Genomic DNA, 23,572 nt, shown 5'->3' on the forward strand with positions numbered 1-23,572 from the left:
CTCTCTCAGGCTCTCTCGGCTCAGTCGTCTTCGTTGTCGCCGAAGTCGGGACGGACGCCCCGGGCTGCCATGACCTCGTCGTTGGAGGTGCCGGCGGCGACCATCGGCCACACCATGGCGTCCTCGTGGACGATGAAGTCGATCACGACGGTACGGTCGTTGATCGCGTTGGCCTCGGCGATGACCTTGTCCAGGTCGGCCGGGTCCTCGCAGCGCAGCGCCACGCAGCCCATGGCCTCGGACAGCTTGACGAAGTCCGGGACGCGGGTGCCCTTGCGGGGGGCGGTGGACTCGCCGAGCTGGGAGCCGACGGTGTCGTGGCCGGTCTCGTCCGCGTGCAGAACGGTGTTGGAGTACCGCTGGTTGTAGAACAGGGTCTGCCACTGGCGGACCATGCCCAGCGCACCGTTGTTGATGATCGCGACCTTGATCGGGATGTTGTTCAGCGCACAGGTGACCAGTTCCTGATTGGTCATCTGGAAGCAGCCGTCACCGTCGATCGCCCAGACCGTGCGGTCCGGCATGCCGACCTTGGCGCCCATCGCGGCCGGGACCGCGTAGCCCATGGTTCCGGCGCCGCCCGAGTTCAGCCAGGTGCGGGGCTCCTCGTAGTTGACGAAGTGCGAGGCCCACATCTGGTGCTGGCCGACGCCGGCCGCGTAGATGGTGTGCTCGGGCGCGAGTTCACCGATGCGCTGGATGACCTGCTGCGGCGAGAGCATGCCGTCCGCGGGGGTCTCGTAGCCCAGCGGGTAGGTTTCGCGCCAGCGGGTGAGGTCCCTCCACCAGGCGGAGTAGTCCCCGGCGTTGCCCTCGGTGTGCTCGGCCTGGACCGCCTGGATCAGGTCGGCGATGACCTCGCGGGCGTCACCCACGATCGGGACGTCGACCTCGCGGTTCTTGCCGATCTCGGCCGGGTCGATGTCCGCGTGGATGACCTTGGCGAACGGGGCGAAGCTGTCCAGCTTGCCGGTGACGCGGTCGTCGAAGCGGGTGCCGAGCGCGATCAGCAGGTCCGACTTCTGCAGGGCGGTGACGGCGGTGACCGCACCGTGCATGCCCGGCATGCCCACGTGCAGCGGGTGGCTGTCGGGGAAGGAGCCCAGCGCCATCAGCGTGGTGGTGACCGGCACACCGGTCAGCTCGGCCAGGACCTTCAGTTCGGCGGTCGCGCCGGACTTCATGACGCCGCCGCCGACGTACAGGACCGGGCGCTTGGCCTGGCAGATGAGCTTGGCGGCCTCGCGGATCTGCTTGGCGTGCGGCTTGGTGACCGGCCGGTAGCCCGGGAGGTCATGCGAGGGCGGCCACGTGAAGGTGGTCTTCGCCTGCAGGGCGTCCTTGGCGATGTCGACCAGGACCGGGCCGGGACGGCCGGTGGAGGCGATGTGGAAGGCCTCGGCGATCGTCCTCGGGATGTCCTCGGCCTTGGTGACCAGGAAGTTGTGCTTGGTGATCGGCATCGTGATGCCGACGATGTCCGCCTCCTGGAAGGCGTCGGTGCCGATGGCCTTGGAGGAGACCTGACCGGTGATCGCGACGAGCGGCACGGAGTCCATGTGCGCGTCGGCGATCGGGGTGACCAGGTTGGTGGCGCCCGGGCCGGAGGTGGCCATGCAGACACCCACCTTGCCGGTGGCCTGGGCATAGCCGGTCGCAGCGTGGCCGGCGCCCTGCTCGTGGCGGACCAGGATGTGGCGCACCTTGGTGCTGTCCATCATCGGGTCGTACGCCGGGAGGATGGCCCCGCCCGGGATACCGAAGACGGTGTCGCACCCCACCTCTTCGAGAGAGCGGATGAGGGACTGCGCACCCGTGACGTGCTCAACTGCGGCGGGCTGGTGTCCGCCGGAACGGGGCCGCGGCTGCGGATGGTGGGCCCCGGTGGCCTGCTCGGTCATCGGCATTCTCTTCTCGAGGCTGAGGGTTTTACGAGGATTCGAAGGTGTGCCAGTGCAACAAAAAACCCCTCGTGCCAGGAGGCAAGCGAGGGGAGCGCGTCGGGTGTGTGGAGCGGGGACATGCAGGTCCCAGCTTCAGCCGACGCGCTTTCCAAGTACGAGAATTCGGGTGCGCATGGCACTGACCCTCCCTCCGGCGGGAGGGGGATGTCAAGTGGGTGGGACGGGCGTCTCATTATGTGAGCCTCTGCGGATGGCCATCGACCCCCCGGACGGACCACCGGCCAGGGCGGGCTGGGCCGCCCCACCCGGTACTGGGAACGTACCGCGCACGAGCGCGCGGCGCAGCCTGTACTCGTCGAGCGGGCCGGAAAAGGCCGCTCCCTGGCCATGCGTGCAGCCCATCGCGCGCAGCGCCATGACCTGCTCGGGGAGGTCGACCCCGTCGGCCACCGACTGCATGCCCAAATCATTTGCAATGCGCAACAAACCAGCGGTGATCTTGTGGAGTCGGGCGGACTCGACCACACCCTCGACCAGGCCTCTGTCCAGCTTCAAGATGTCCACGGGGAGCCGGCGCAGGGCGCTGATGGCCGCGTAGCCGCTGCCGAACCCGTCCAGGGCGATCCGGACCCCGAGCCTGCGCAGGGCCGCCAGGCGCCGCTCCAGCTCGTCGAAGGGGACCCTGGGGTCGCTGTCGGCCAGTTCGATCACGAGGGCCCCGGAGGGCAGCCCGTGCCGGTTCAGCAGGGTGTCCACGGAGCCGGGCTGCCCGGCTCCCCCGGCTGCCCCGGGCCCCATTTCCAGCAGCCGCTGCGCGCTCATCCGGACGGCCACCGGTACGTCGTGCCCGATCCGGTGCCGCTCGGCCGCCTGCCCCACGGCCTCCTCCAGCAGCCAGCGTCCCAGCTCGGCGGCCCGGGTGGGCGTGCCCCCGGGGAGCCCGCCGCGACCGTCCGGCCCTGCCGCCGCGCCCTCGCTGTACTCGGCCACCCGGAGGAATTCCGCCGGGGTGAACAGGATCCCCTGGGCCGAGCGCCAGCGGGCCTGCGCCGCCACGGCCGTGACCTCGCCGGTCGCCAGCGAGACCACGGGCTGGTGCAGCAGGGCGAACTCCCCGTCGTGCAGCGCGGTGCGCAGCCGCCCGGCGAGCTCCGCCTTCCGCACGACCTCGGCCTGCATCTGGGGGGCGTACAGCTCGACCCGGTCCTTGCCGCCCGCCTTGGCTCGGTACATCGCGAGATCCGCGTTGCGCATCAGGTCCGAAGGGGTGATGCCGGGGTCGGCGAAGGCCACGCCGATGCTGGCGGCGACCCGGACGTCGCTGCCGGCGATCCGGTACGGCTGGGACAGGGTGGTGCGCAGCCGGTCCGCGATCTCGTGCACCTGGTACTCGCGGGCACTGCGGTCGCGGCTGCCGTCGCCCAGGATGAGCGCCGCGAACTCGTCCCCGCCGAGGCGGGCCGCGGTGTCCCCGGCGCGCACCGAGTCCTGGAGCCGGCGCGCGGCCTCGATGAGCAGCTCGTCGCCGGCCTGGTGGCCGATGGTGTCGTTGACCGCCTTGAACCCGTCGAGGTCGATGAAGAGCACGGCGGTGCTGTGGTCCCCCGCGCGCCGCCCGGTCAGGGCCTGGCGGACCCGGCGGGTGAACAGCGCCCGGTTGGGCAGGTCCGTCAGCGGATCGTGCTCGGCGCTGTGCTGGAGCTGCGCCTGGAGGCGGACCCGCTCGGTGACGTCCCGGCTGTTGAGGATGAGGCCGCCCTGGTGGCGGTTGACGGTCGACTCCACGTTGAGCCATTCACCGCTGCCCGACCTGAAGCGGCACTCGATGCGGGTGGTCGGCTCCTCGGCGGGCGGTGCGGCGAGGAAGCGGCGCACCTCGTGGACCACCCGGCCCAGGTCGTGCGGGTGGATCAGGGTGGCGAGCTCGGTGCCGACGAGCTCCTCGGCCTCGCGCCCGTAGACCCCGGCCGCCGCGGGGCTGACGTAGCGCAGGGTCCCGGTGGGCGCGGCGATCATGATGACGTCGCTGGAGCCCTGGACCAGGGAGCGGAAGTGGTTCTCCTTCTGGGCCAGCTCCTGCGTCAGCGCGATGTTGTCGATCAGCATGATGCCCTGCCGGATGACGAGGGCGAGCACGACCGTGCAGCCGGTGAAGACGACGACCCGGTCGACCTTCCGGCCGTCCACCACGTTGTACAGGATGCCCAGGGTGCAGACGGCCGCCGCGAGGTACGGCGTGAGCGCGGGCAGCGAGCCGGTGATGGGGCGGCTGACCGGGCGGTCGGCGATGCGCGCAAGCCCCGGCGTCCCCGGGTCCGGATGCATGCGCCGGGCGCCCCAGGGTGCGTACGCGAGCAGCAGCGAGCCGGCGAACCAGCCGGCGTCGAGCAGCTGCCCGGACTGGTACTCGGCGCTCAGCAGCGGCGAGGTGAACAGGGCGTCGCTGAGCACGGTCAGGGCCAGGGCCGCGATGGCGGTGTTGACGGCCGAGCGGTTGACCTCGGAGCGCCGGAAGTGCAGGACCAGCACCATGGAGACGAGCGCGATGTCCAGCAGCGGGTAGGCGAGGGAGAGCGCGGCCCGCGGGACGCTGCCGGGGGCCCCGGACTGGGCGGTGCGCGCCGCGTGCGCGAGGGCCAGGCTCCAGGACAGGGTGAGCAGGGAGCCGCCGATGAGCCAGGAGTCGAGCCCGAGGCAGACCCAGCCGGCCCGGGTGACCGGGCGTTTGGCGAGGACGAGCAGGCCGACGATGGCGGGCGGCGCGAAGCAGAGGAAGGCGAAGTCGGCGACCGAGGGCTTCGGCACGGCCTCGCCGAGGACCACCTCGTACCAGCCCCAGACGGCATTGCCGCAGGCCCCCATGAGCGAGGAGAACGCGAAGAGCAGCCAGGCCGGGCGCTCGCGGCTGTCGATCACCCGTGCATAGGTGTAGCAGGAGACGGCGGCGAGTAGCGCGGCGGCGCTGAGACCGAAGTCGCCCATGATCTCGGCGAGTTCCTCGGAGCCCCAGCCGAGGGCGGCACCGACGGCGTACCCGCCGCTGATCACGGCGAGGAGCAGCTGCATCGTCAGGCTCCTGCCGCCGCCCGGGACGGGCTGCCTGGTCAGCAGCGCCGCCCCCGAGGCAGTCACCGGTCCCCCTCGCCGGCTGGTTCCGGCGCAGCCCAGTCCCGGCAGCGCCGCCTCCGGCGGCTGTGCCGCATCGGATCTTTCGTCCATTGGCCGTGCATCGCCCGTCGCCCCCCAAAGTGTCCGATCACTCCCCAGCGCCAGACGAACGCGCTGCAGCCCCTTGTTCCGGACGATACACCACTTTCGTCACTCAGGGACATAGATGGTCTACTCTCCGTTACCACGCGGGGAGTTGTGGCCACTGTGCGCGTCCGGGCGGATGCGGAGCGTGCGCACAGCGCGTCACCCGGTGATCAGGACCGTGTTCTCGACGGGCTCCCCGGCGGCGAACCGGTGCAGCTGGCGGGCCACCAGGCGCTTGGCCCGCGGCGCGAACGCCGTGCTGCTGCCGCCGACGTGAGGCGTGATCAGGACATTCGGAGCATGCCAGAGCGGATGGCCGGCAGGCAGCGGTTCCGGGTCGGTGACGTCGAGTGCCGCGCGCAGCCGGCCCGACTCCAGCTCCGCCAGCAGCGCGGCGGTGTCGGCGACGGGGCCGCGCGCCACGTTCACCAGCAGGGCGCCGTCCTTCATCCGGGCGAGGAAAGCGGCGTCCGCCAGCCCTCGCGTCGCGTCGGTCAGCGGCGTGGAGAGGATGACCACGTCGGCCTCCGGGAGGAGCCGGGGCAGTTCGGCGTGCGCGTGCACCGGCCCGCGCACGGTGGTGCGCGCCGAGCGTGCGACCCGTGTGACCCGCGCGCACTCGAAGGGCGCGAGCCGACCCTCGATGGCCGCGCCGATGGACCCGTACCCGACGATCAGTACGGACTTGTCGGCGAGGGCGTCGTAGAAGCCGCCGCGCCACTCCTCGCGGTCCTGGCCGCGCACCATGCCGGGGATGCCGCGCAGCGAGGCGAGGGCGAGGGTGAGCGCCAGCTCGGCGGTGCTCGCCTCGTGGACGCCGCGCGCGTTGCACAGCCGTACGCCGGGGTGCAGGAGGTCGAGGCCGCCCAGGACGTGGTCGATGCCCGCGGTCAGCGTCTGCACGACCTTGAGGTCCGGCATGCCGGCCAGCGGGCGCAGGGTGACCTCGGAGGACTTCATGTACGGGGTGACGTAGAAGACGCAGGCGGCCGGATCGGCCGGGAAGGTGTCCTCACCGTCCCAGTGGCGGTAGCGGAAGGTGTCGGGGAGGCCCTCGATCTCCTCGGCGGGGAACGGGAGCCAGACGTCCGCTGTCTTTGCAGTCATGATCACGAGGCTATGCCAAGGCCGAAGGATCCTGATCAAGCCGTTAGTTTGTTTGCCGGACCGGGAGGGGGACGCACGGGTGGAGCGCAGGTCGATCGGGGCGGGAGCGCTGACGGTGGGCGCCGTCGGGCTCGGGTGCATGCCGATGAGCTGGGCGTACGCGCCCTCGCGGCGCAGCGGCGAGGAGTCGCTGGCCACGGTGCACACCGCGCTGGACCTGGGGGCGAACCTGCTGGACACCGCCGACCTGTACGGGCCGTTCACCAATGAGCTGCTGCTGGGGCGGGTGCTGCGGGAGCGGCGGTCGGAGGCGTTCGTGTCCGCCAAGGTGGGGCTGCGGGCGGGCGAGCAGCACGTGGTGGCGGACGGGCGGCCCGGTTACATGCGGCGGGCCTGCGACGCCTCGCTGCGGCGGCTGCGGACGGACGTCATAGACCTCTACCAGCTGCACCGGGTGGATCCGGACGTCCCGGTGGAGGAGACCTGGGGCGCCATGGCGGAGCTGGTGGGGGCCGGGAAGGTGCGGGCGCTCGGGTTCTGCGCGCTGGGCGCGGGTGCCGGGCCGGGGGCGGGGCGGCGCGGGGACCGGGCGTACCGGGTGACCTTGGGGCACCTGGAGCGCGTCCAGCAGGTGTTCCCGGTGAGCGCGGTGCAGGCGGAGCTGTCGGTGTGGTCCCCGGAGGCGGCGCGGCAGCTGCTGCCGTGGTGTGCGGCGCGCGGGGTGGGGTTCCTGGCGGCGATGCCGCTGGGCAGCGGGTTCCTGACGGGGACGCTCAGGCCGGGCGAGGGCTTCGAGTGGGAGGACGTACGGGCGCGGCATCCGCGGTTCACGGCGGAGTCGATGGCGGCGAACCAGGTGCTGGTGGCGGGGCTGCGGCGGGTGGCGCGGCGGCACGGGCCGCAGGTGACGGCGGCACAGGTGGCGCTGGCGTGGGTGCTGGCGCAGGGGCCGCAGGTCGTGCCGGTGCCGGGGGCCGACCGGGCGCACTGGGCGGCGGAGAACGCGGCGGCGGCGCAGGTCCGGCTGACGGCCGGGGACCTGGCCGAGATCGCGGCGCTGCCGGCGGCGGTGGGAGCCTGGGACTGAGCCGGGGAACGGGATCGGGCCGTGGCCGGGTGCCCGGCCGTAGCCGGTTCCGGGGTCTTGGCCGGTTCCGGGGTCGTGGCCGGTTCCGGGGGGGCCGACACCGCGACAACCACTCGATCGGGTGTACGAGTGGTGGAACTTCGGGAACTGCCGCAGCTGTTGAGGCAGATGAAGGGCACGATCGCAGCACCGGAGGGGAGCAGGACGATGCGATACGGACAGGCGCACAAGCTGTACGAAGGCCCCCGGCCCCGGACCCGTGGAGTGCTGGCGGCATTCGCCCTGGCCGGATGCGGGGCTCTGCTGGCGGCGGGCTGCGCACCGGCGGGCGCCCCCGGCGGCAAGGCGGGCGCCTCACCACCCCGCGCGGCACCCACACCGTCGGCGGCCGACCCGGCAGGCTCCCCGTCCGGCTCCTCGGAGGCGGCCCCGCCGCCGGCGAAGGGCTCCGTGACGGTGGCGGGCGAGATCGCCAAGGACCTGGAGTCGCCGTGGGGGGTGGCCCCGCTGCCCGACGGGGACCTGCTGGTCGCCTCGCGGGACAAGGGGACGATCAGCAGGGTCGCGGCGGCCACGGGCCGGGTGACGCCGATCGGCAAGGTGCCGGGGGTCGCTCCGGGCGGGGAGGGCGGGCTGCTGGGGCTCGCCCTGTCGCCCGCGTTCGCCTCGGACCGGATGGTGTACGCGTACTTCACGACGGAGTCCGACAACCGCATCGCCCGGATGCGCTACGACGAGCAGAGGGACCCCGGTCAGCAACTGGGCGCGCCGGACACGGTGTTCCGGGGCATCCCCAAGGGCCTGGTCCACAACGGCGGCCGGATCGCCTTCGGCCCGGACAAGATGCTCTACGCGGGTACGGGCGAGACCGGCGACACCGGGCTCGCGCAGGACAAGAAGTCGCTGGGCGGCAAGATCCTGCGGATGACGCCGGACGGGCAGCCGGTGCACGGGAATCCGGAGGCCGACTCCGTCGTCTATTCCTACGGGCACCGCAATGTGCAGGGCCTGGCCTGGGACAAGGACAAACGGCTGTGGGCGGCCGAGTTCGGCCAGAACACCTGGGACGAGCTGAATCTGATCGAGCCCGGCGCCAACTATGGCTGGCCGGAGGCCGAGGGGAAGGCGGGCAAGCCCGGGCTGCGTGATCCGGTGGCCGTGTGGAAGACCGACGAGGCCTCGCCGAGCGGGATCGCCTGGGCGCAGGGATCGGTGTGGATGGCCGGGCTCAAGGGCGAGCGGCTGTGGCGGATCCCGCTGGCCGGGGCCGCTCCGGTGGCCGGCCCGGAGGCGTTCCTGACGGGGAAGTACGGCCGGCTGCGTACGGTGATCGCCCTCGGCGGGGACAGATTGCTGCTGGTCACGAGCGAGACGGACGGGCGCGGCTCGCCGGAGGCGGGCGACGACAGGATCCTGACACTGACGGTGCGGTAACCACGGGTCCCCGGTGGGGGGGGAAGGCACGGTGGGCACGGTGTTCAACATGATCGAGGAGCTGTTCAACCCGGGGCGCAAGCACACGGACGACGAGAAGAAGCGGCTGGAGCTGTCCCGGACCGATGTCAGCGACGGCGATCCGGGACGCGGTCCGATAGACCTGGACTCCGGCAAGGTGCTCATACGCCCGGCCGAGCGGCCCCCGCAGGACTGAGGGGCGCGAACAGCCGGAGCCGGTGCGCGAGGGCCGCCGCTTCGCCGCGGCCGGCGACGCCCAGCTTGGCCAGGATGTTCGAGACGTGCACGCTGGCTGTCTTCGGGGAGATGAAGAGCTCCTCGGCGATCTGGCGGTTGCTGTTGCCGGCCGCGACCAGGCGCAGTACGTCGCGCTCGCGGCTGGTCAGGCCGAGGGCCTCGACGGGGTCGGTGTCCGGTGCGGGCAGGGCCGCGGGTGTGTCGGCCTCGGTGAGCGGGAGCCGGGCGCGCTGGGCGAGCAGGGCCAGGTCCTCGCGGAGCCTGCGGGAGCCGAGCCGGTCCGCGGTGGCGTAGGCCCCGCGGAGCAAGGCGGCGGCGGTCTCGCGGCAGCCGCCGGAGGCCAGCAGGGCCTCGGCGAGCCGGTGGCGGGCGCGGGCCAGCAGGTACGGGCGCTCCAGCGGGCGGACGGCCTGCTCGACGGCGGCCCAGTCGTCGGCGGTGTCCCGGTCTTCGGCGCGCAGCAGCTCGGCGCGGAAGAACTCGGCGTGGGCGGTCCACACCGGCACCGGGGTGGCCAGGGCGCGGGCGGCGGCGCGGAGCACGTCCAGGGCGGCTTCGCGGCCGGCGTCGGCGACCGGGAGTCCCCGGACGTCCGCCTCGGCGGAGGCGGCGGCGAGCAGCAGCGGCCAGGCGTAGCGGTGGTGGCCGAGCGGGAAGCCGTGGGCGACCGCCTCGGCGATCTCCGCGCGGACGTCGGCTATCCGGCCCTCCCCCGCGGCCACGCCGACCGCGAGGCGGTAGAGCGGTATGCGGTGCTGGGGCTGGCTGTCGTGGGTGCCGAAGTGGGCGTGGGCGGCGGCGAGCCGGGCGGTCGCCTCGGTCATCTCGCCGCGCGCCAGGGCCAGGTAGGACAGCCGTGCGGAGGCGGAGCCGCGCGGGGCCGCGCTCTGGCCGACGCTCAGGGCGCGCCGGGCGGCTTCGGCGGCCTCGTCCCAGCGGCCGAGGTTGTACAGGCTCTCCGCCATGTTCCCGCTGAGCCACGCCTCGGTGTCCAGCAGCCGGGACTTCTTGACGAGTTCGACCCCTTGTTCGGCCAGTTCCACGGCTTCGTGGGACCGGCCCATGCTTTCCAGCTGAGAGGTGAGGTTGATATGTGCACGTCCCGCCAGCATGACGAGCCCCAGTTCCGTGGCCCGCTCCCGGACCGCCTGCATCTCGGCGAGGCCGTGGTCGGCTTCGCCGGAGTCGGTCAGCAGGCAGCCCACGGTGATACGGGCGTTGAGCTCGATCTCCTCGGCCCCGAGCATGCGGGCGTAGTCGACGGCTCGTTCCGCGGCCTCGATGTTGCCCGGCCCGGGGTTGTGGAGCATGCCCCAGCCCGCGGCCCTGACCAGAACCTCGGCGTGCACCTGGGACGGGGGCAGCCCCTTGACGAGCTGCTGGGCCTTGGCGAGCTCCTCCCAGCCGTCGCCGCGGGCCAGGCTGGCGACGAGCCGGGAACGCTCGGTCCAGAACCACGCGGCGCGCAGCGGGTCCTGGTCCTCCTCCAGCAGCCGCAGCGCCGTCTTGGTGATCTTCAGGGCGTGTTCGCGCTCGCCGCCGAAGCGGGCGGCGACGGTCGCCTCGGCCAGCAGGTCGAGCCGCTGCAGCGGGGTCGTGGCCGGGTCGCAGCCGCACGGAGGGTACACATCGGTGTAGTCCACCGGGCGCAGCGTCTCGCGCACCTCCTCCGGCGCGCTCTCCCACAGGTCCAACGCCCGCTCCAGCAGCCGCAGCTGTTCGGAGTAGGCGTGCCGGCGACGGGCGGTGACCGAGGCGGCGAGGACGGCGGGCAGCGCCTTGGCTGCGTCGTTGGCGTGGTACCAGTAGCTCGCCAGCCGGATGACCCGCTCCTCGGCGCGGATCAGCGAGCCGTCGGCCTCCATGGCCTCGGCGTAGCGGCGGTTGACGCGGGCGCGCTCGCCGGGCAGCAGGTCGTCGCTGACGGCCTCGCGGACCAGCGAGTGGCGGAAGCGGTAGCCGTCCCCGTCGGAGGTGGCGAGGAGGATGTTGGCGCCGACGGCGGCCCGCAGGGCCTCGATCAGCTCGTCCTCCGTCAGTCCGGCGACGGCGCGCAGCAGCGGGTACTCCACGGTGGAGCCGCCCTCGGCGACGATGCGCACCACGCGCTGGGCGGCGTCCGGCAGCACCTCGACGCGGACGAGCAGCAGGTCGCGCAGGGACTCGGTGAGTCCGGTGCGGCAGCCGCTCTCCCGGCAGGCGGCGAGTTCCTCGACGAAGAAGGCGTTGCCGTCGGAGCGGTCGAAGACGGAGTCCACGAAGGCCTCGTCGGGCTGTGCGGCGAGGATGCCGGCGAGCTGGCGGCGCACCTCGGCCCGGTTGAAGCGGGGCAGTTCGATGCGCTGGACGGTGCGGAGCCGGTCCAGTTCGGCGAGCAGCGGGCGCAGCGGGTGGCGGCGGTGGACGTCGTCGGCCCGGTAGGTGGCGACGACGACGAGCCGGCCACTGGCGAGGGTGCGGAAGAGGTAGGAGAGCAGGTGCCGGGTGGAGGTGTCCGCCCAGTGCAGGTCTTCCAGGACGAGGACGACGGTGCGGTCGGCGGCGAGCCGCTCCAGCATCCGGGCCGTCAGTTCGAAGAGCCGCGCGGTGCTCTCCTCGTCGTGCGGCCCGCGGGGAGTGTCACCCAGTTCGGGAAGGATCCGGGCGAGTTCGTCCTCCTGGCCTGCGGCCGCGGCCGCCAACTCCCCCGGGAGCCGGCGGTGCAGGGTGCGCAGGGCCGTCGAAAACGGGGCGAAGGGAAGTCCCTCCGCCCCGATCTCCACACAGCCTCCGACGGCCACGACCGCACCGCGGCGGGCTGCCTCGCAGAGGAACTCCTCGGTGAGGCGGGTCTTTCCGACCCCGGCCTCGCCCCCGATGAGCATCGCCTGCGGCTCCTGGCCGGCGGCGCGAGCCAATGCGTCGGTGAGTACGGCCAGTTCGTCGGCTCGGCCGACGAACACCGGGCTGACAGATCTGGTCTCCACGTCGCCGAGCATCGCACAGGATCCCGGGCCGACGGCACTCGTTATCGGTGCGCTCCTCATCACGTGCCGGTCCACGCGTTTCGCGGCGCGGGCTACGCGGCGCGGGTGAAGCGGCTTCGCTGCCCGCTCACCGGCCCTTCGGGTTCCTGGCTGCGGGAGGAGGCGCGGCGCGCCTTCTTGGCCTCCTGGACCCGGCGGTACGCGTCGGCCTCGCGGATGAGGTCGGCGCGGCGGGCGGTGGCGATCTCGTACTCGAACATCTCGTACTCCCTGGTCTGCGTTTCTCGGCACCTCGTTCGGTGTGATCCAAGATTCGCGTCCCAGGGGGTGCCGGCACATCGGGCGCATGCCGCATCTGTGCGGGGCGGGGGTCCTTAGGCCGCGGCCGAAGGACCCCGGGTCGGACCGGGAGTGCCTAGGAGGGGGTCCTAGGCCGGCGGAACGGAGGTCCTATGCGGCCTTCGGGAGGGGAGCCAGGATGTCGAAGTACATGAGGCCGAAGAGCAGGACGCCCAGGGCGCCGAGCGCGACGGCGGCCCAGGAGACGGCGCGGACCCAGGTCGGGAGGGTGCGGCCGGGGGCGCCGAAGGCGGGGCGGGCCAGCACGAAGACGGCGAGGAGGAGGGCGAGCGTGGACAGGACGCCGTTGACGAGGGCGGTCATGTGCCAGGCGTCGCCGTACAGGGCCTGGATCTTCGCCTCGGTGGTGGCGGCGTTGACCGACTCGATCTGGCCCACGAGGGTCTGGCGCTCGGCTATGACGCGCGAGACCCAGCTGCCGCTGAGGGCGACGAGGCCGAGCCCGGCCGCGACGACGGCCGAGGCCCCGGCGCCGACGCCGTCGGACGCCTTCTCGGTGGCGTCGAGCTCGTCCTGGAACCCGTCCTCGAGCTCCTCGTCGGAGAGGGCGGCCCCGGCGGCGTCCGCGGCGGGGGCGTCCTTGAGCTCGGCCTTGGCCTCGGCGGCTTCGGTGGCCTTGGCGGCCTGGGGCTCGGCGGTGTCCGCTTCGGGAGCGGTCGGGTCGGCGGTCTTCGTGGTGTCCATGCGGGGCACCGTAGGCGGCTTGTCTGAGAGGTTTCTGAGAATGCGCCGCCGCGGTCGGGCCGGGCCGGCCGCGGCCCCAGGACCGGGGCCGCGGCGGGTGGTGTCAGGCGGTGGGGGCCGGCGGCCACTCGTGGGCGAGGACGGCCCAGATCTCGGTGTTCTGGCGGACTCCCCGGTACGGGTAGGCCTCGCGCAGGACGCCTTCGCGGGTCATCCCGAGGCGCTCCGCGACGGCGAGGCTCTTCTTGTTGGCGGAGGAGGCGTGCCACTCGGCGCGGTGCATGCCGCGCTCGTGGAAGGCCCAGTCGATCAGGATGCGGCAGGCCTTGGTCACCAGGCCCCGGCCGGCCGCCGTCGGCTCCAGCCAGCAGCCGACCTCGCAGTTGCCCGACTCGGCGTCGAAGGTCCGGAAGAGGACCCCGCCGACGAGGGTGCCGCCGACCCGGATGCCGTAGATCCGCCCGCCGTCGGCGGCCGTCTTCTGCCCGTACGTGGAGAGGAAGCCGCGCGCCGAGTCGAGGTCCGTGACGTAGTCGGCCAGGACGATGTGCTCGCCGATGTACTCCCGGCCGCGGTCCATGTGCGCCAGGAACTCCTCGGCGTGCCACACCTCCAGCGGAAACAGCTGGGCGTCGTCGGCGAGGTCTATCGAGAACATGCGGCTTCTTCCTTGGGTCTCATACGGCGGTTTGCCGGGTCACCGGGATGCTGTGGCGGGCTCGGCTCCGTCCTCGCTCGTGGCGGAGCCGGCACCGGGTCGCTGCGCGGGAAGTGTCGCATGCGGACGGCGCTCGGGGGGCTCGATGCTGATCTTGGGCAGCCGTCGGTCCAGCCAGGCGGGCAGCCACCAGTTGGCGCCGCCGAGCATGTGCATCAGCGCCGGGACGAGGAGGGTGCGCAGCACGAAGGCGTCGAGGGCGACGGCCGCGGCGAGCGCGATGCCGAACATCGCGATGATCCGGTCGCCGCTGAGCACGAAGGCCAGGAAGACGGAGATCATGATGACCGCCGCGGAGTTGATCACCCGGCTGGTCTCGGCGAGGCCCACGCGCACGGCCCGCCGGTTGTCGCCCGTCTCCAGCCACTCCTCGTACATCCGGCTGACCAGGAACACCTGGTAGTCCATGGACAGTCCGAAGAGGACGGACACCATGATCACCGGAAGGAAGGGCTCGATCGGGCCGGCGCTGCCCAGGCCCAGCAGCTCGCTGCCCCAGCCCCACTGGAAGATCGCGACGACGACGCCGAAGGAGGAGGCGACGGCCGCGACGTTCATGGCGGCCGCCTTGAGGGGAATGCCCAGGGAGCGGAAAGCCAGCAGCAGGAGGACGCAGCCGAGGGTGATCACCACCCCGACGAACAGCGGCAGTTTCCCGACGATGACGTCGGCGAAGTCGTCGTAGCCCGCGGTCACACCGCCGACGTGGACGTCCATGGTGTTGCCGCGCCCGGCGCCCGGGATGATCTCCTCGCGCAGCTTCGTGACGAGCTCGCTCGTGGCCCGGGACTGCGGGGCGGAGTCCGGTACGACCGTCACGACGGCCGTGTCCCCGCTCCGGTTGAAGACGGCCGGGCCGGCGGCGGCGACGCCCTCGGTCGTCCGGAGCGCCTCGGCCAGGTGGTCGACGGCGAGCCGGTCCCCCGCGCCGTCGAGGCGGGAGACGACGGTGAGCGGGCCGTTCATGCCGGGCCCGAAACCGTCGGCGAGCAGGTCGTAGGCCTGCCGGGTGGTGGAACCGGCGGGGTTGTTGCCCTGGTCGGAGGTGCCCAGGTGGAGGGAGAAGGTGGGCAGCGCCAGCACCGCCATGACCAGTGCCGCGACGGCGCCGAGCAGTTTGGGGTGCCGCTCCACGAAGGCGGACCAGCGGGCGGCGAACCCGGTGGGCGTCTCGGGTCGCGGGCCCTCGGCCGCGAGCCTGCGGCGCTCGCGTCGCGAGAGGGCGCGCATGCCGATGTACGAGAGGAGGGCGGGCAGCAGCGTGACCGAGGCGGCGACCGTCAGCACCACCGATAGGGAGGCGGCTATCGCGACGCCGTTCAGGAAGTTCAGCCGCAGCACCAGCATGCCGAGCAGCGCTATGCAGACGGTGGCCCCGGCGAAGACGACGGCCCGGCCGGTGGTGGCGACGGCCCGCTCGGCCGCCTCCTCGACGGGCAGGCCGCGCATGAGGCCCTTGCGGTGCCGGGTCACGATGAACAGCGCGTAGTCGATGCCCACGCCGAGCCCGACGAGGGTGCCGAGCATCGGCGCGAAGTCGGCGACGGGCATGGCGTGCCCGAGCAGCGTGATGCCGAAGTAGGCGGTGCCGACGCTGACCAGGGCGGTCGCGATGGGCAGGAGGCTCGCGGCGAGCGAGCCGAAGGCCAGGAAGAGGACGAGGGCCGCGACGGCCACGCCGATGACCTCGGCGACGTGCGCGGTGGGCGCCTCGGTCAGGGCGATCGCCCGGCCGCCGAGCTCGACTTGCAGGCCGTCCGCCTCGGTGGTGGGGTTCTTCGCGGCGTCGACGACGGCCTCTGCCTGCGCCTTGGGCACGGAGTCGGCCTGCCGGTCGAACGTCACCACGGCGAAGGCGGTGCGCCCGTCGGGGCTGATCTGCGCGGCGCTCTCGGGCCCGGCTCCGTAGGGGCCGGCGACCGAACCGACGCCGGGGAGCGCGGCGATGGCGTCGAGCGCCTTGGTCATGCGCTGCTCGACGTCGGGAGTACGGACGCTCTGATGCTCCGGGGCCCGCCACACGATGGTGTCGGTGTCACCGCCGTGGCCGTGGAAGCCCGCCCGGAGGAGGGCATGGGCGCGGCTGGACTCGGTGCCGGGGACCTCGTAGTCGTTGGAGAACGCCGATCCGGCGGTCCCTGCCGAGGCGGCGGCGGCGCCGAGCGCGAGCAGCCACAGGAGAACGGCTACCAGCCGGTGCCGCAGGCACCACCGTGCGATCGCTGCCAACGGACGTGCTCCCTGGTGGTTCGGATCTTCACCGGGAGCTGCCCGACGCAAAGACACTGGAACTCGTGAAGGCCGGCGGCCCGGGGGATCGCCCCGGGATTCGGCCAAGAAGGTATACACCGCCACGATCCCAGCGTTTCGTGATCGTTGGCCCCTTTCGTGTGCATCGTCACAGGGGCGTGGAGCGGTGCGGGACCAAGGTCATCCGCTCGACGGGGTGCGGGACCAAGGTCATCCGCTCGACGGGCCGTCCGGCTCGTCGGCCCGGTAGCCCGGGACGGAGGGCCACCTGACGGTGAGTACCACCGCGTCCTCCTCCGCGTACCAGGAGTGGTCGACCCCGCGGCCCCAGACGACGTAGTCCCCCTGCTCGGCGAGGACGACGGTGCGGCCCGGGAACTCCAGCCGGAAACGCCCGCTGATCAGCACCTGCAGCGCGGTGCGCTCCTCGCCCCGCACCCACTGGGCCCGCTCGTCGCCCTTCGGGTGGACTCCCCACTTGATCTCCACGTCCTTGCTGTGGCGCGGATCGGCGGGGTCCTTGAAGTGCCCGAGGAGCCAGCCGCGGTCGGTGGCGGCGTCCGGGGTGGCCTTGCCGGTGTAGATGGAGTCGTCGTTCACGGGGGTGAGGCTAATGCAGTTGTGCGGGCGGGCGGACAGCTGGTGATCTGGGCCGATGACGATGGAACCTGACGAACTGCTGAAGGTACGGGACCGGTACGACCGGGAGATGCGCCGCGACGCGCTGCCGGACGCCGCCGAGGCCAGGGTGGACCGCGTGGGGGCGGTGGTACGGCAGACCGCGCCCGGGCAGGGGTGGAACGGCGTGCTCTGGTCGGACCTCGACGAGGAGACTGCGGACGCGGAGATCGCGGCGCAGGTGGCGTACTTCGCGGGGCGCGGGGCCGGCGACTTCGAGTGGAAGCTGTACGACCACGACCGGCCGGCGGATCTCGGGGACCGGCTGCGCGCGGCGGGCTTCGTCCCGGAGCCGGCCGAGACCCTGCTGGTGGGGCGGGTGGACGAGCTCGCCGCACTGCCGGTGGATCCGCCGGAGGGGATCACCCTGCGGGTGGTGACGGACGAGGCGGGCGTCGACCTGATGATGGACGTCCACGCGAAGGCCTTCGGAACGGAGCGCCCCAGGATCCGGCACCTGCTGCTCACCCTGCTGGAGGAAGAGCCGGAGACCATCGCGGCGGTGGTGGCGATGGCCGGGGACACCCCGGTCAGCGCGGCCCGCATGGAGATGCGCCCGGGCTCCTCCTTCGCGGGCCTCTGGGGCGGCGGCACCCTCCCCGAGTGGCGCGGCCGGGGCATCTACCGCCTCCTGGTCGCCCACCGGGCCCGCATCGCAGCGGAGCGCGGCATCCGCCACCTCCAGGTGGACGCGTCGGACGACAGCCGCCCGATCCTGGAACGCCTCGGCTTCACTCGCCTGGGCACGACGGTCCCGTACGTCTGGACCGGAACCGCGTAACCGCCCCGCCGCGCCTCGTCCCGTCCAGTCCAGTCCAGTCCCGGCGAGCACGCCCACCTGCCCCCGGCCTTCCGGCCCCGGCGCCTTCCCGGCAAGATCACCCCATGGAACGCATGGGACCACCTCTGACCGGCGACGAGCGCGAGACGCTGCGCGCGTACCTCGACTACCACCGGGCCACCCTCGCCTGGAAGTGCGAGGGCCTCACCGACGAGGAGCTGCGGCGCCCCTCGTCACCGCCGTCGACCCTCTCCCTGCTGGGCCTGGTCCGGCACATGGGCGAGGTCGAGCGGCACTGGTTCCGCCGCACCCTGAACGGCGAGGAGCTTCCCCACCTCTGGTCCGACACCCACGACTTCCAGGCCGCCTACGACGCCTCCGGCGCCACCCGCGAGGAGGCCTTCGCCGCCTGGGAGACGGAGGTCGCGCACGCCCGCCGCATCGAGGCGGCCGCCGAGTCCCTCGACGTGACGGCGTACGTGCCCAGCTGGAAGGAGGAGGCCTCGCTGCGCCTCGTCATGCTCCACCTGATCCACGAGTACGCCCGCCACAACGGCCACGCCGACTTCCTGCGCGAGGCCATCGACGGCGCCACCGGAGCCTGAGGCACCCGGCGGGACCGCCACGTCCGTCAGGCGGCCCGCCAGTAGCCCAGACCGTTCACGCGCTGCTTCGGCAGGGCCAGTTCCTTGCGCAGGTACGCCGTCAGCGTCCGGGTCGTCTCCGTGTCGCAGGCGAGCCAGACGTACGCCGACGCCGGGTCCGCGACGAGCTCCGGGAGCTGCGCCTTCACCAGGTCCACCAGCGCCGAGCCCGCACGCCCGACCCGCCTGATCTCGTGGCGGGCCGGGTCCAGCCGTACCGGCAGGTCGGCGTCGGAGGCGTGCTGCGTCTCCAGCCAGATCGTCGCGGGGGTCTGCGGGTAGGCGTCCAGCAGGGAGTTGATCGCCGGGACCGAGGCAGGGTCGCCGATCACCAGCAGGCGCTCGGGTTCGGGCGCCGGGGCGGTGAAACCGGTCCCCTGGACGGTGGCCTCGATGGTGTCGCCCGGCTTCGCGTCCCGCGCCCACGCACTCGCGGCGCCTTCGTGGAGCGCGAACTCCAGGCTGAACGTTCCCGCCGCCTGGTCCGGGTCGACCAGGGTGAACGCCCGCGTGTGCGGCTTGCCCGCGCTCTCGAACCACAGCCGCACCCACATCGTCGGGTGGAGCGACTCGCCGGCCGCCGCGAGCAGTCCGCCGTCCGTCACGTGCACACGACGGTAGTGCTCCGTGACGTCCTCCGCGCCCGTGACCGTGAACGTGAAGTCCTTGCCCCGCAGCAGCCGAAGGACCACGCCCTCCCAGCCCTTGCCGACGCCTGCCATGTGCGACCACCCCTCCCTTGAGCCCTATAGTTAGGGCAGCCTAACCTAACGCAATGGGGGATGAGTGTGAGCCTTGTGACCAACGCGGACGACGCCGACGCCAACGCCACCGGCTCGGAAACCACCGGAGCGGACGCCTCCGTAGCCCAAGCCTCCGGAGCCGACGCCTTCGAGCTCTACCGCGACGACTGGGGCATCCCCCATCTCCGCGCCGCCGACGCCCACCGCCTCGCCTATGCCCAGGGCCGCACCACCGCTCTCGACCGCGCCTGGCAGCTGGAGGTCGAGCGCCACCGCGCCCAGGGCTCCAGCGCCGCCTTCCTCGGCCCGGAGTCCGTCGCCTGGGACGGCTTCGCCCGCCGGTCCCGGCTCGCCGACACCGCCCGCCGCTGCCACGAGGCGCTCGACCCCGACACCGCCGCCTGGGTCCGGGCGTACGTGGACGGCGTCAACGACGGCCTCGCCGAAGGCGCCGCCCGCGACGAGCGGTTCGCCCGCACCGGCCACACCCCCACCCCCTGGGAGCCCTGGGTCCCCCTCGCCATCTGGATCGCCACCCACATCCTGTTCGCCGGCTTCGCCACCAAGCTGTGGCGCGAGCGCGTGGCCCGCGTCCTCGGCGACGAGGCCGTCACCCTCTTCGCCACCGACGGCCCCGGCACCGCCGGCAGCAACGGCTGGCTGGTCCCCGGAGACCGGACCGCCACCGGCTCGGCGATCATCGCGGGCGACCCGCACCGGTTCATCGAGGACCCGGGCGTGTACCAGCAGATACGGCTCTCCTGCCCCGAGTACGACGTCCTCGGCCTGGCCGTCCCCGGCATCCCCGGCCTCGGCCACTTCGGGCACACCGGCAGCGCCGCCTGGGCGATCACCAACGCCATGTCCGACTACCAGGACCTGTACGCCGAGCAGCTCCGCACCGCCCCCGGCGACCCCGACGCGATCGAGGCCCTCGGCCCCGACGGCGCATGGGAGCCCGTCGCCCGGCACATCGAGACCATCACCGTCGCCGGCGCCGACCCGGTGGAGGTCGAGGTCCTGGAGACCGCCCGCGGCCCCGTCATCATCCGGGACGAGACGGACGGCGGCGGCCAGACCCTCGCCCTGCGCTACCCGCCCCGCGTCCGCCGCGACCTCGGCTTCGCCGTCCTCCCCGCCCTGCTGCGCGCCCGTACCGTCGCCGACATCGACCGCGCCTTCGACGGCTGGGCCGAGCCCGTCAACGTCGTCCACGCCGCCGACACCGAGGGCGGCCTGCTGCACCGCGTCGCCGGCGCGGTCCCGCTGCGCCACCGGGCCAACCGGCTGCGCCCGGTGCCCGCCTGGGACCCGCAGTACGCCTGGCAGGGCTGGGCCGAGACCCCCGCCGAGCCCGTGCAGGGCTTCGCGGTCATGGCCAACGCGCGCGGGATCGCCTCGCCGCTCGGCGTGGAGTTCGCGCCCCCGCACCGCGCCAACCGGATCCGCGAGCTGCTCTCCGGCTCCACGGACTGGACCCCGGGGGCGATGGCCGACGTACACCGGGACACCCGCCTGGCCTCCGCCGAGCCGCTGCTGGCCCTGCTGCCCGGCCTCGACGGCCTCTCCCCCGAGGCCGCCGCGCTGCGCACCCGGCTGCTCGCCTGGGACCGCCACATGGCGGCCGGGAGCACCGACGCGACCGTCTTCTCGGCCTTCCGGACCGCGACCGTACGCAGCTTCGCCGCCGACCCCGTCTTCGCCGCACTGGCCGACGCCCCCTGCGGCCCAGAGGTGTTCCACCCCTGGCTGTACCTGCTCCCGAAGATCGGCTACGCCCTCGAAGGCCTGCTGACCACCACCCTCCTCCCCGGCCTCGACCGCGCGGCCCACGTCCGCGCCGCCCTGGAGGAGACGGCCGCCGCCGCCCGCCCCGACGCCCCCTGGTCGCAGGTCCACCGGCTGGCCCCCTGGTCGGCGCTGCCCGACCCGGAGGCCGAGTGGCCCGGCCTCGGCGGCGACCACGACTGCGTCAACGCCACCTCCACCGTTCCCGGGTTCACCGATCTCACCGCCCGTGCATCCTCGGCCCGTTACGTCTGGGACCTGGCCCGCCGCGAGGACAGCCTCTGGGTGGTCCCGCTCGGCGCGGACGGCGTCACCGGCTCACCCCACCACCGCGACCAGCTGCCGCTCTGGGCGCAGTGCGAACTCGTCCCCGTCGTCACCGACTGGACCCGCCTCACGAAGGAAACCTCCAGATGACCACCTCCACCCGCCGGCCGGTGCACACCCAGCTCGTCGAGGGCTTCGGCACCGTCACCATCACCCCCGTCGACCCCGCCGGGGACTCGGCCCTGATCCACGGCTGGGTCACCGAAGAGCGCGCCGCTTTCTGGGGCATGCGCGAGGCCAGCCGCGAGCTGGTCCAGGAGATCTACGAGGACGTCGACAGACGGACCACGCACCACGCGTTCATCGTCAGCCGCGACGGCGAGCCGGTCGGGCTCTTCCAGACGTACGACTGCGCCGAGGACCGCGTCAGCGAGTGCTACGAGGTCCAGCCGGGCGACACCGGCGTGCACCTGCTGATCGGTCCCGCCCGGGGGACGGCCCAGCAGGGCTTCAGCTCGGCCCTGATGACGGCCTTCATGGGGTTCGTCTGGTCCGACGGCCGCACCCGCCGCGTGGTCGCCGAGCCGGACGCCCGCAACGAGAAGGCCATCGCCCGCCTCGAGCGCACCGGCTTCGTGATCGGCCCGGAGGTCGAGCTCCCGGAGATCGATCTGCCCGAGGTCCACCTGCCGGCCAAGCGGGCCCGCCTCGCCTTCCTCCGCCCCGAGGCAAACTGACCGTTCCGATTGACCGTGTGATTCCGGCCACGCCAGACTGATGCCCACTCAAAGCATCGGCGCTGGGGGGAAATTGACCAGCCAGGATTTGCACATCGGGCCGGATGCGGCAGCAGACCGGTACCGGCTGCTCCGGTCGATCGGGCGCGGCGGGGAGGCCGTCCTCTATCTCGCGGAGATCGAGCTCGCGGGCGGCAGCGAACCGGTGGTCGTCAAGGTGCTCGACTCCAAGACGACCATCACTCCCGACGAGTTCGACCGGATCAGCCGCAAGTGGAACGAGCAGGCCGAGCTCCTGCGCTTCGTGCACCGCCCGGGCGTCGTCGGCGTCCGGGAGCACTTCGAGGGGCCGCCGATCCACCGGTCGGGGGAGTCCGGGACGCTGACCGGCCGGGCCCTCGTCCTCGTGATGAACCACGTCGACGGGCTCGACCTGCGCGACTGGCGCGCCGAACGGAACCTCGCCACCTCCGCCGAGCGGCGCGAGGTGATGCGGACGCTGGAGCAGCTGGCCGACGTCCTGGACTGGCTGCACTCCGGGAAGGCCACCCCGTCCGGGCGCCAGGTGATCCACGGTGACCTGTCACCGGGCAATGTGATGGTGGACGGTCATGGACAGGCCACCCTGGTGGACTTCGGGCTCAGCAAGCTGACCGCGGACCACCAGACGGCGGAGGTGTGGTTCACGCCGGGGTACGCGGCTCCCGAGGTCTTCGACGGCAAGCGCACCCCGGCGGCGGACCGCTACGCCTTCGGGGCGATCGCGTACTTCCTGCTGAGCGGCGAGTCCCCGCCCAACTCCCCGGAGCAGCTGGCCCGGGCGATGGCGGCGCTGCCGCAGATCGCGGCGCTGGACGCCGAGCGGCGCGCCCGGATCACCGCCGTCTACGCGGGCGATCCGGTGCAGCGGCCCGCCAGTCTGGCCGGCTGGATGAAGGACGTACGGCACGCGGTCGTGTCCACGACCTCCTCGACCTCGCAGCGGGCGGTGCAGGACGCGGTCCCGGCGCCGGTTCCGTCGAAGCCGGTGGTGCCTCCGCAGCCGGTGGGCCCGCCGCCGGTCCAGACGCCGGTCGCCGCTCCCGTCCCTTCACCGCCCCCGCCGGCCCAGGACGCCCGGCCGCAGCCGCAGCCACAACCCCCGTTGCAGCCCCGGCCGGAGCACGTGCCCGCCGGGTACGGACCGACGTACCCGCTGCACGAGTCCCCGCCTCCGGGGTCCGCCGCGCCGAAGCGGCGGCGGGCCGGGCTCGTCCTGGGCTCGGTGGCCGCCGTCCTGGTCATCGCGGCGCTCTGCGTGCTCGGCGTACGGCTGCTGGACAAGGACAAGGGCGGTGCCCAGGCCTCGGACGGCAAGGGCGGCAGCTCCGCCTCCGAAGCGGCCGTACCGGAGGAGGAATCCCCGACACCCACTCCCTCACCGAGCGAGAGCGAGAGCGGCAGTCCGGACACGGCGGCGACACCCGACCCCACCGCCAGTGGTACCCAGCCGGGCGGCGTCGCGGCGGACATCAAGGCCGCCGACCTGACGCAGCTGACGCCCATCGCGGGACTGGGCAACTTCACCGTCGGAGCCGCGAAGATCAACACCAAGCAGTACGGGGCGGCCTTCATCGCGAACCCCGACTGCAACGACGAGGCGATCACCGAGTTCGACCTCAACCGCGAGTGGAAGCACCTGGAGTTCACCGCCGGGATCGACGACGGCTCCACGCACGCGAAGGGACGCGTCAGCATCTCCCTCGACGGGAAGCCCGCGGCCTTCTCCGAGCTCGTCGAACTCGGCAAGCCGGCGACGAAGTCGGTGGACGTGACCGATGCCCTGCGGCTGCGCGTCAAGGTGGACATGGGCTGCGACAACGGCACCGTCGTCATCGCCGCCCCGCAGCTCACCCGCTGAGCCGAACGGCT

General features: G+C 72.9%; 18 protein-coding genes. 8 read left to right on the forward strand and 10 right to left on the reverse strand.

Annotated elements, in window-relative coordinates:
• Positions 1 to 20: 20 nt before the first annotated feature.
• The 3 genes from AB5J51_RS13615 to AB5J51_RS13625 all read right to left on the reverse strand — a co-directional run bounded on the left by AB5J51_RS13615 (position 21) and on the right by AB5J51_RS13625 (position 6,266).
• A complete protein-coding gene (locus AB5J51_RS13615) occupies positions 21 to 1,907 on the reverse strand; it encodes an acetolactate synthase large subunit (RefSeq protein ID WP_199828130.1) in 1,887 nt (628 codons plus the stop codon).
• A 204-nt stretch (positions 1,908 to 2,111) separates the two neighbouring features.
• Complete coding sequence (locus AB5J51_RS13620) at positions 2,112 to 4,970, reverse strand: putative bifunctional diguanylate cyclase/phosphodiesterase (RefSeq protein ID WP_369780253.1); 2,859 nt, start codon at positions 4,968 to 4,970, stop codon at positions 2,112 to 2,114.
• Between the two features lie 348 nt (positions 4,971 to 5,318).
• Positions 5,319 to 6,266: a 2-hydroxyacid dehydrogenase gene (locus AB5J51_RS13625; protein WP_369777790.1), complete on the reverse strand. Its 948-nt coding sequence runs from the start codon at positions 6,264 to 6,266 to the stop codon at positions 5,319 to 5,321.
• Between the two features lie 79 nt (positions 6,267 to 6,345).
• On the opposite strand from AB5J51_RS13625, the gene AB5J51_RS13630 reads away from it, so the two are divergent.
• The 3 genes from AB5J51_RS13630 (at position 6,346) to AB5J51_RS13640 (ending at position 9,004) form a co-directional block, all read left to right on the forward strand.
• Positions 6,346 to 7,353, forward strand: coding sequence for an aldo/keto reductase (locus tag AB5J51_RS13630; protein WP_133896802.1), 1,008 nt, complete (start codon positions 6,346 to 6,348; stop codon positions 7,351 to 7,353).
• Positions 7,354 to 7,560: 207 nt separating this feature from the next.
• Entirely contained in the window at positions 7,561 to 8,787 is a 1,227-nt protein-coding gene (locus AB5J51_RS13635) for a sorbosone dehydrogenase family protein (RefSeq protein WP_369777791.1), read from the forward strand.
• A 31-nt stretch (positions 8,788 to 8,818) separates the two neighbouring features.
• Positions 8,819 to 9,004: a DUF6191 domain-containing protein gene (locus tag AB5J51_RS13640; protein WP_053789041.1), complete on the forward strand. Its 186-nt coding sequence runs from the start codon at positions 8,819 to 8,821 to the stop codon at positions 9,002 to 9,004.
• On the opposite strand, the gene AB5J51_RS13645 is transcribed toward AB5J51_RS13640, so the two are convergent.
• From AB5J51_RS13645 to AB5J51_RS13670, 6 genes are all read right to left on the reverse strand, one after another.
• On the reverse strand, positions 8,970 to 12,023 hold the full coding sequence (locus AB5J51_RS13645; protein WP_136226178.1) for a helix-turn-helix transcriptional regulator: 3,054 nt from the start codon (positions 12,021 to 12,023) through the stop codon (positions 8,970 to 8,972). The genes AB5J51_RS13640 and AB5J51_RS13645 overlap by 35 nt on opposite strands.
• A gap of 80 nt (positions 12,024 to 12,103) precedes the next feature.
• A complete protein-coding gene (locus tag AB5J51_RS13650) occupies positions 12,104 to 12,271 on the reverse strand; it encodes a hypothetical protein (protein WP_168724336.1) in 168 nt (55 codons plus the stop codon).
• A 190-nt stretch (positions 12,272 to 12,461) separates the two neighbouring features.
• On the reverse strand, positions 12,462 to 13,055 hold the full coding sequence (locus AB5J51_RS13655) for a hypothetical protein (RefSeq protein WP_369777792.1): 594 nt from the start codon (positions 13,053 to 13,055) through the stop codon (positions 12,462 to 12,464).
• Positions 13,056 to 13,158: 103 nt separating this feature from the next.
• Positions 13,159 to 13,713, reverse strand: a complete 555-nt coding sequence (locus AB5J51_RS13660; RefSeq protein ID WP_053789044.1) for a GNAT family N-acetyltransferase — start codon at positions 13,711 to 13,713, stop codon at positions 13,159 to 13,161.
• A gap of 39 nt (positions 13,714 to 13,752) precedes the next feature.
• Positions 13,753 to 16,002, reverse strand: coding sequence for an MMPL family transporter (locus tag AB5J51_RS13665; protein WP_369777793.1), 2,250 nt, complete (start codon positions 16,000 to 16,002; stop codon positions 13,753 to 13,755).
• A 231-nt stretch (positions 16,003 to 16,233) separates the two neighbouring features.
• A complete protein-coding gene (locus AB5J51_RS13670) occupies positions 16,234 to 16,623 on the reverse strand; it encodes a signal peptidase I (protein ID WP_030295063.1) in 390 nt (129 codons plus the stop codon).
• 61 nt (positions 16,624 to 16,684) lie between these two features.
• Here AB5J51_RS13670 and AB5J51_RS13675 point away from each other — a divergent pair, with 61 nt between their 5' ends.
• Positions 16,685 to 17,482 carry a GNAT family N-acetyltransferase gene (locus tag AB5J51_RS13675; RefSeq protein WP_369780254.1) on the forward strand — a complete coding sequence of 266 codons (798 nt, stop codon included), beginning with the start codon at positions 16,685 to 16,687 and terminating at the stop codon, positions 17,480 to 17,482.
• A gap of 104 nt (positions 17,483 to 17,586) precedes the next feature.
• Positions 17,587 to 18,087, forward strand: a complete 501-nt coding sequence (locus tag AB5J51_RS13680) for a DinB family protein (protein ID WP_053789047.1) — start codon at positions 17,587 to 17,589, stop codon at positions 18,085 to 18,087.
• A gap of 26 nt (positions 18,088 to 18,113) precedes the next feature.
• On the opposite strand, the gene AB5J51_RS13685 is transcribed toward AB5J51_RS13680, so the two are convergent.
• A complete protein-coding gene (locus AB5J51_RS13685) occupies positions 18,114 to 18,848 on the reverse strand; it encodes a siderophore-interacting protein (protein ID WP_133896808.1) in 735 nt (244 codons plus the stop codon).
• Between the two features lie 195 nt (positions 18,849 to 19,043).
• Between AB5J51_RS13685 and AB5J51_RS13690 the strand changes: the two genes are divergently transcribed.
• The 3 genes from AB5J51_RS13690 to AB5J51_RS13700 all read left to right on the forward strand — a co-directional run bounded on the left by AB5J51_RS13690 (position 19,044) and on the right by AB5J51_RS13700 (position 23,561).
• The gene (locus AB5J51_RS13690; protein ID WP_369780255.1) at positions 19,044 to 21,074 is read left to right on the forward strand and encodes a penicillin acylase family protein; all 2,031 of its coding nucleotides are present in this window, start codon (positions 19,044 to 19,046) and stop codon (positions 21,072 to 21,074) included.
• On the forward strand, positions 21,071 to 21,661 hold the full coding sequence (locus AB5J51_RS13695; protein ID WP_053789049.1) for a GNAT family N-acetyltransferase: 591 nt from the start codon (positions 21,071 to 21,073) through the stop codon (positions 21,659 to 21,661). The genes AB5J51_RS13690 and AB5J51_RS13695 overlap by 4 nt, the downstream gene beginning before the upstream one ends.
• A 73-nt stretch (positions 21,662 to 21,734) precedes the next feature.
• Positions 21,735 to 23,561 carry a protein kinase gene (locus AB5J51_RS13700; protein WP_369777794.1) on the forward strand — a complete coding sequence of 609 codons (1,827 nt, stop codon included), beginning with the start codon at positions 21,735 to 21,737 and terminating at the stop codon, positions 23,559 to 23,561.
• The last annotated feature ends 11 nt before the right edge of the window (positions 23,562 to 23,572 follow it).

The sequence above is a fragment of the Streptomyces sp. R33 genome, assembly GCF_041200175.1.
In the GTDB taxonomy this organism is placed as follows: Bacteria; Actinomycetota; Actinomycetes; order Streptomycetales; family Streptomycetaceae; genus Streptomyces; species Streptomyces katrae_B.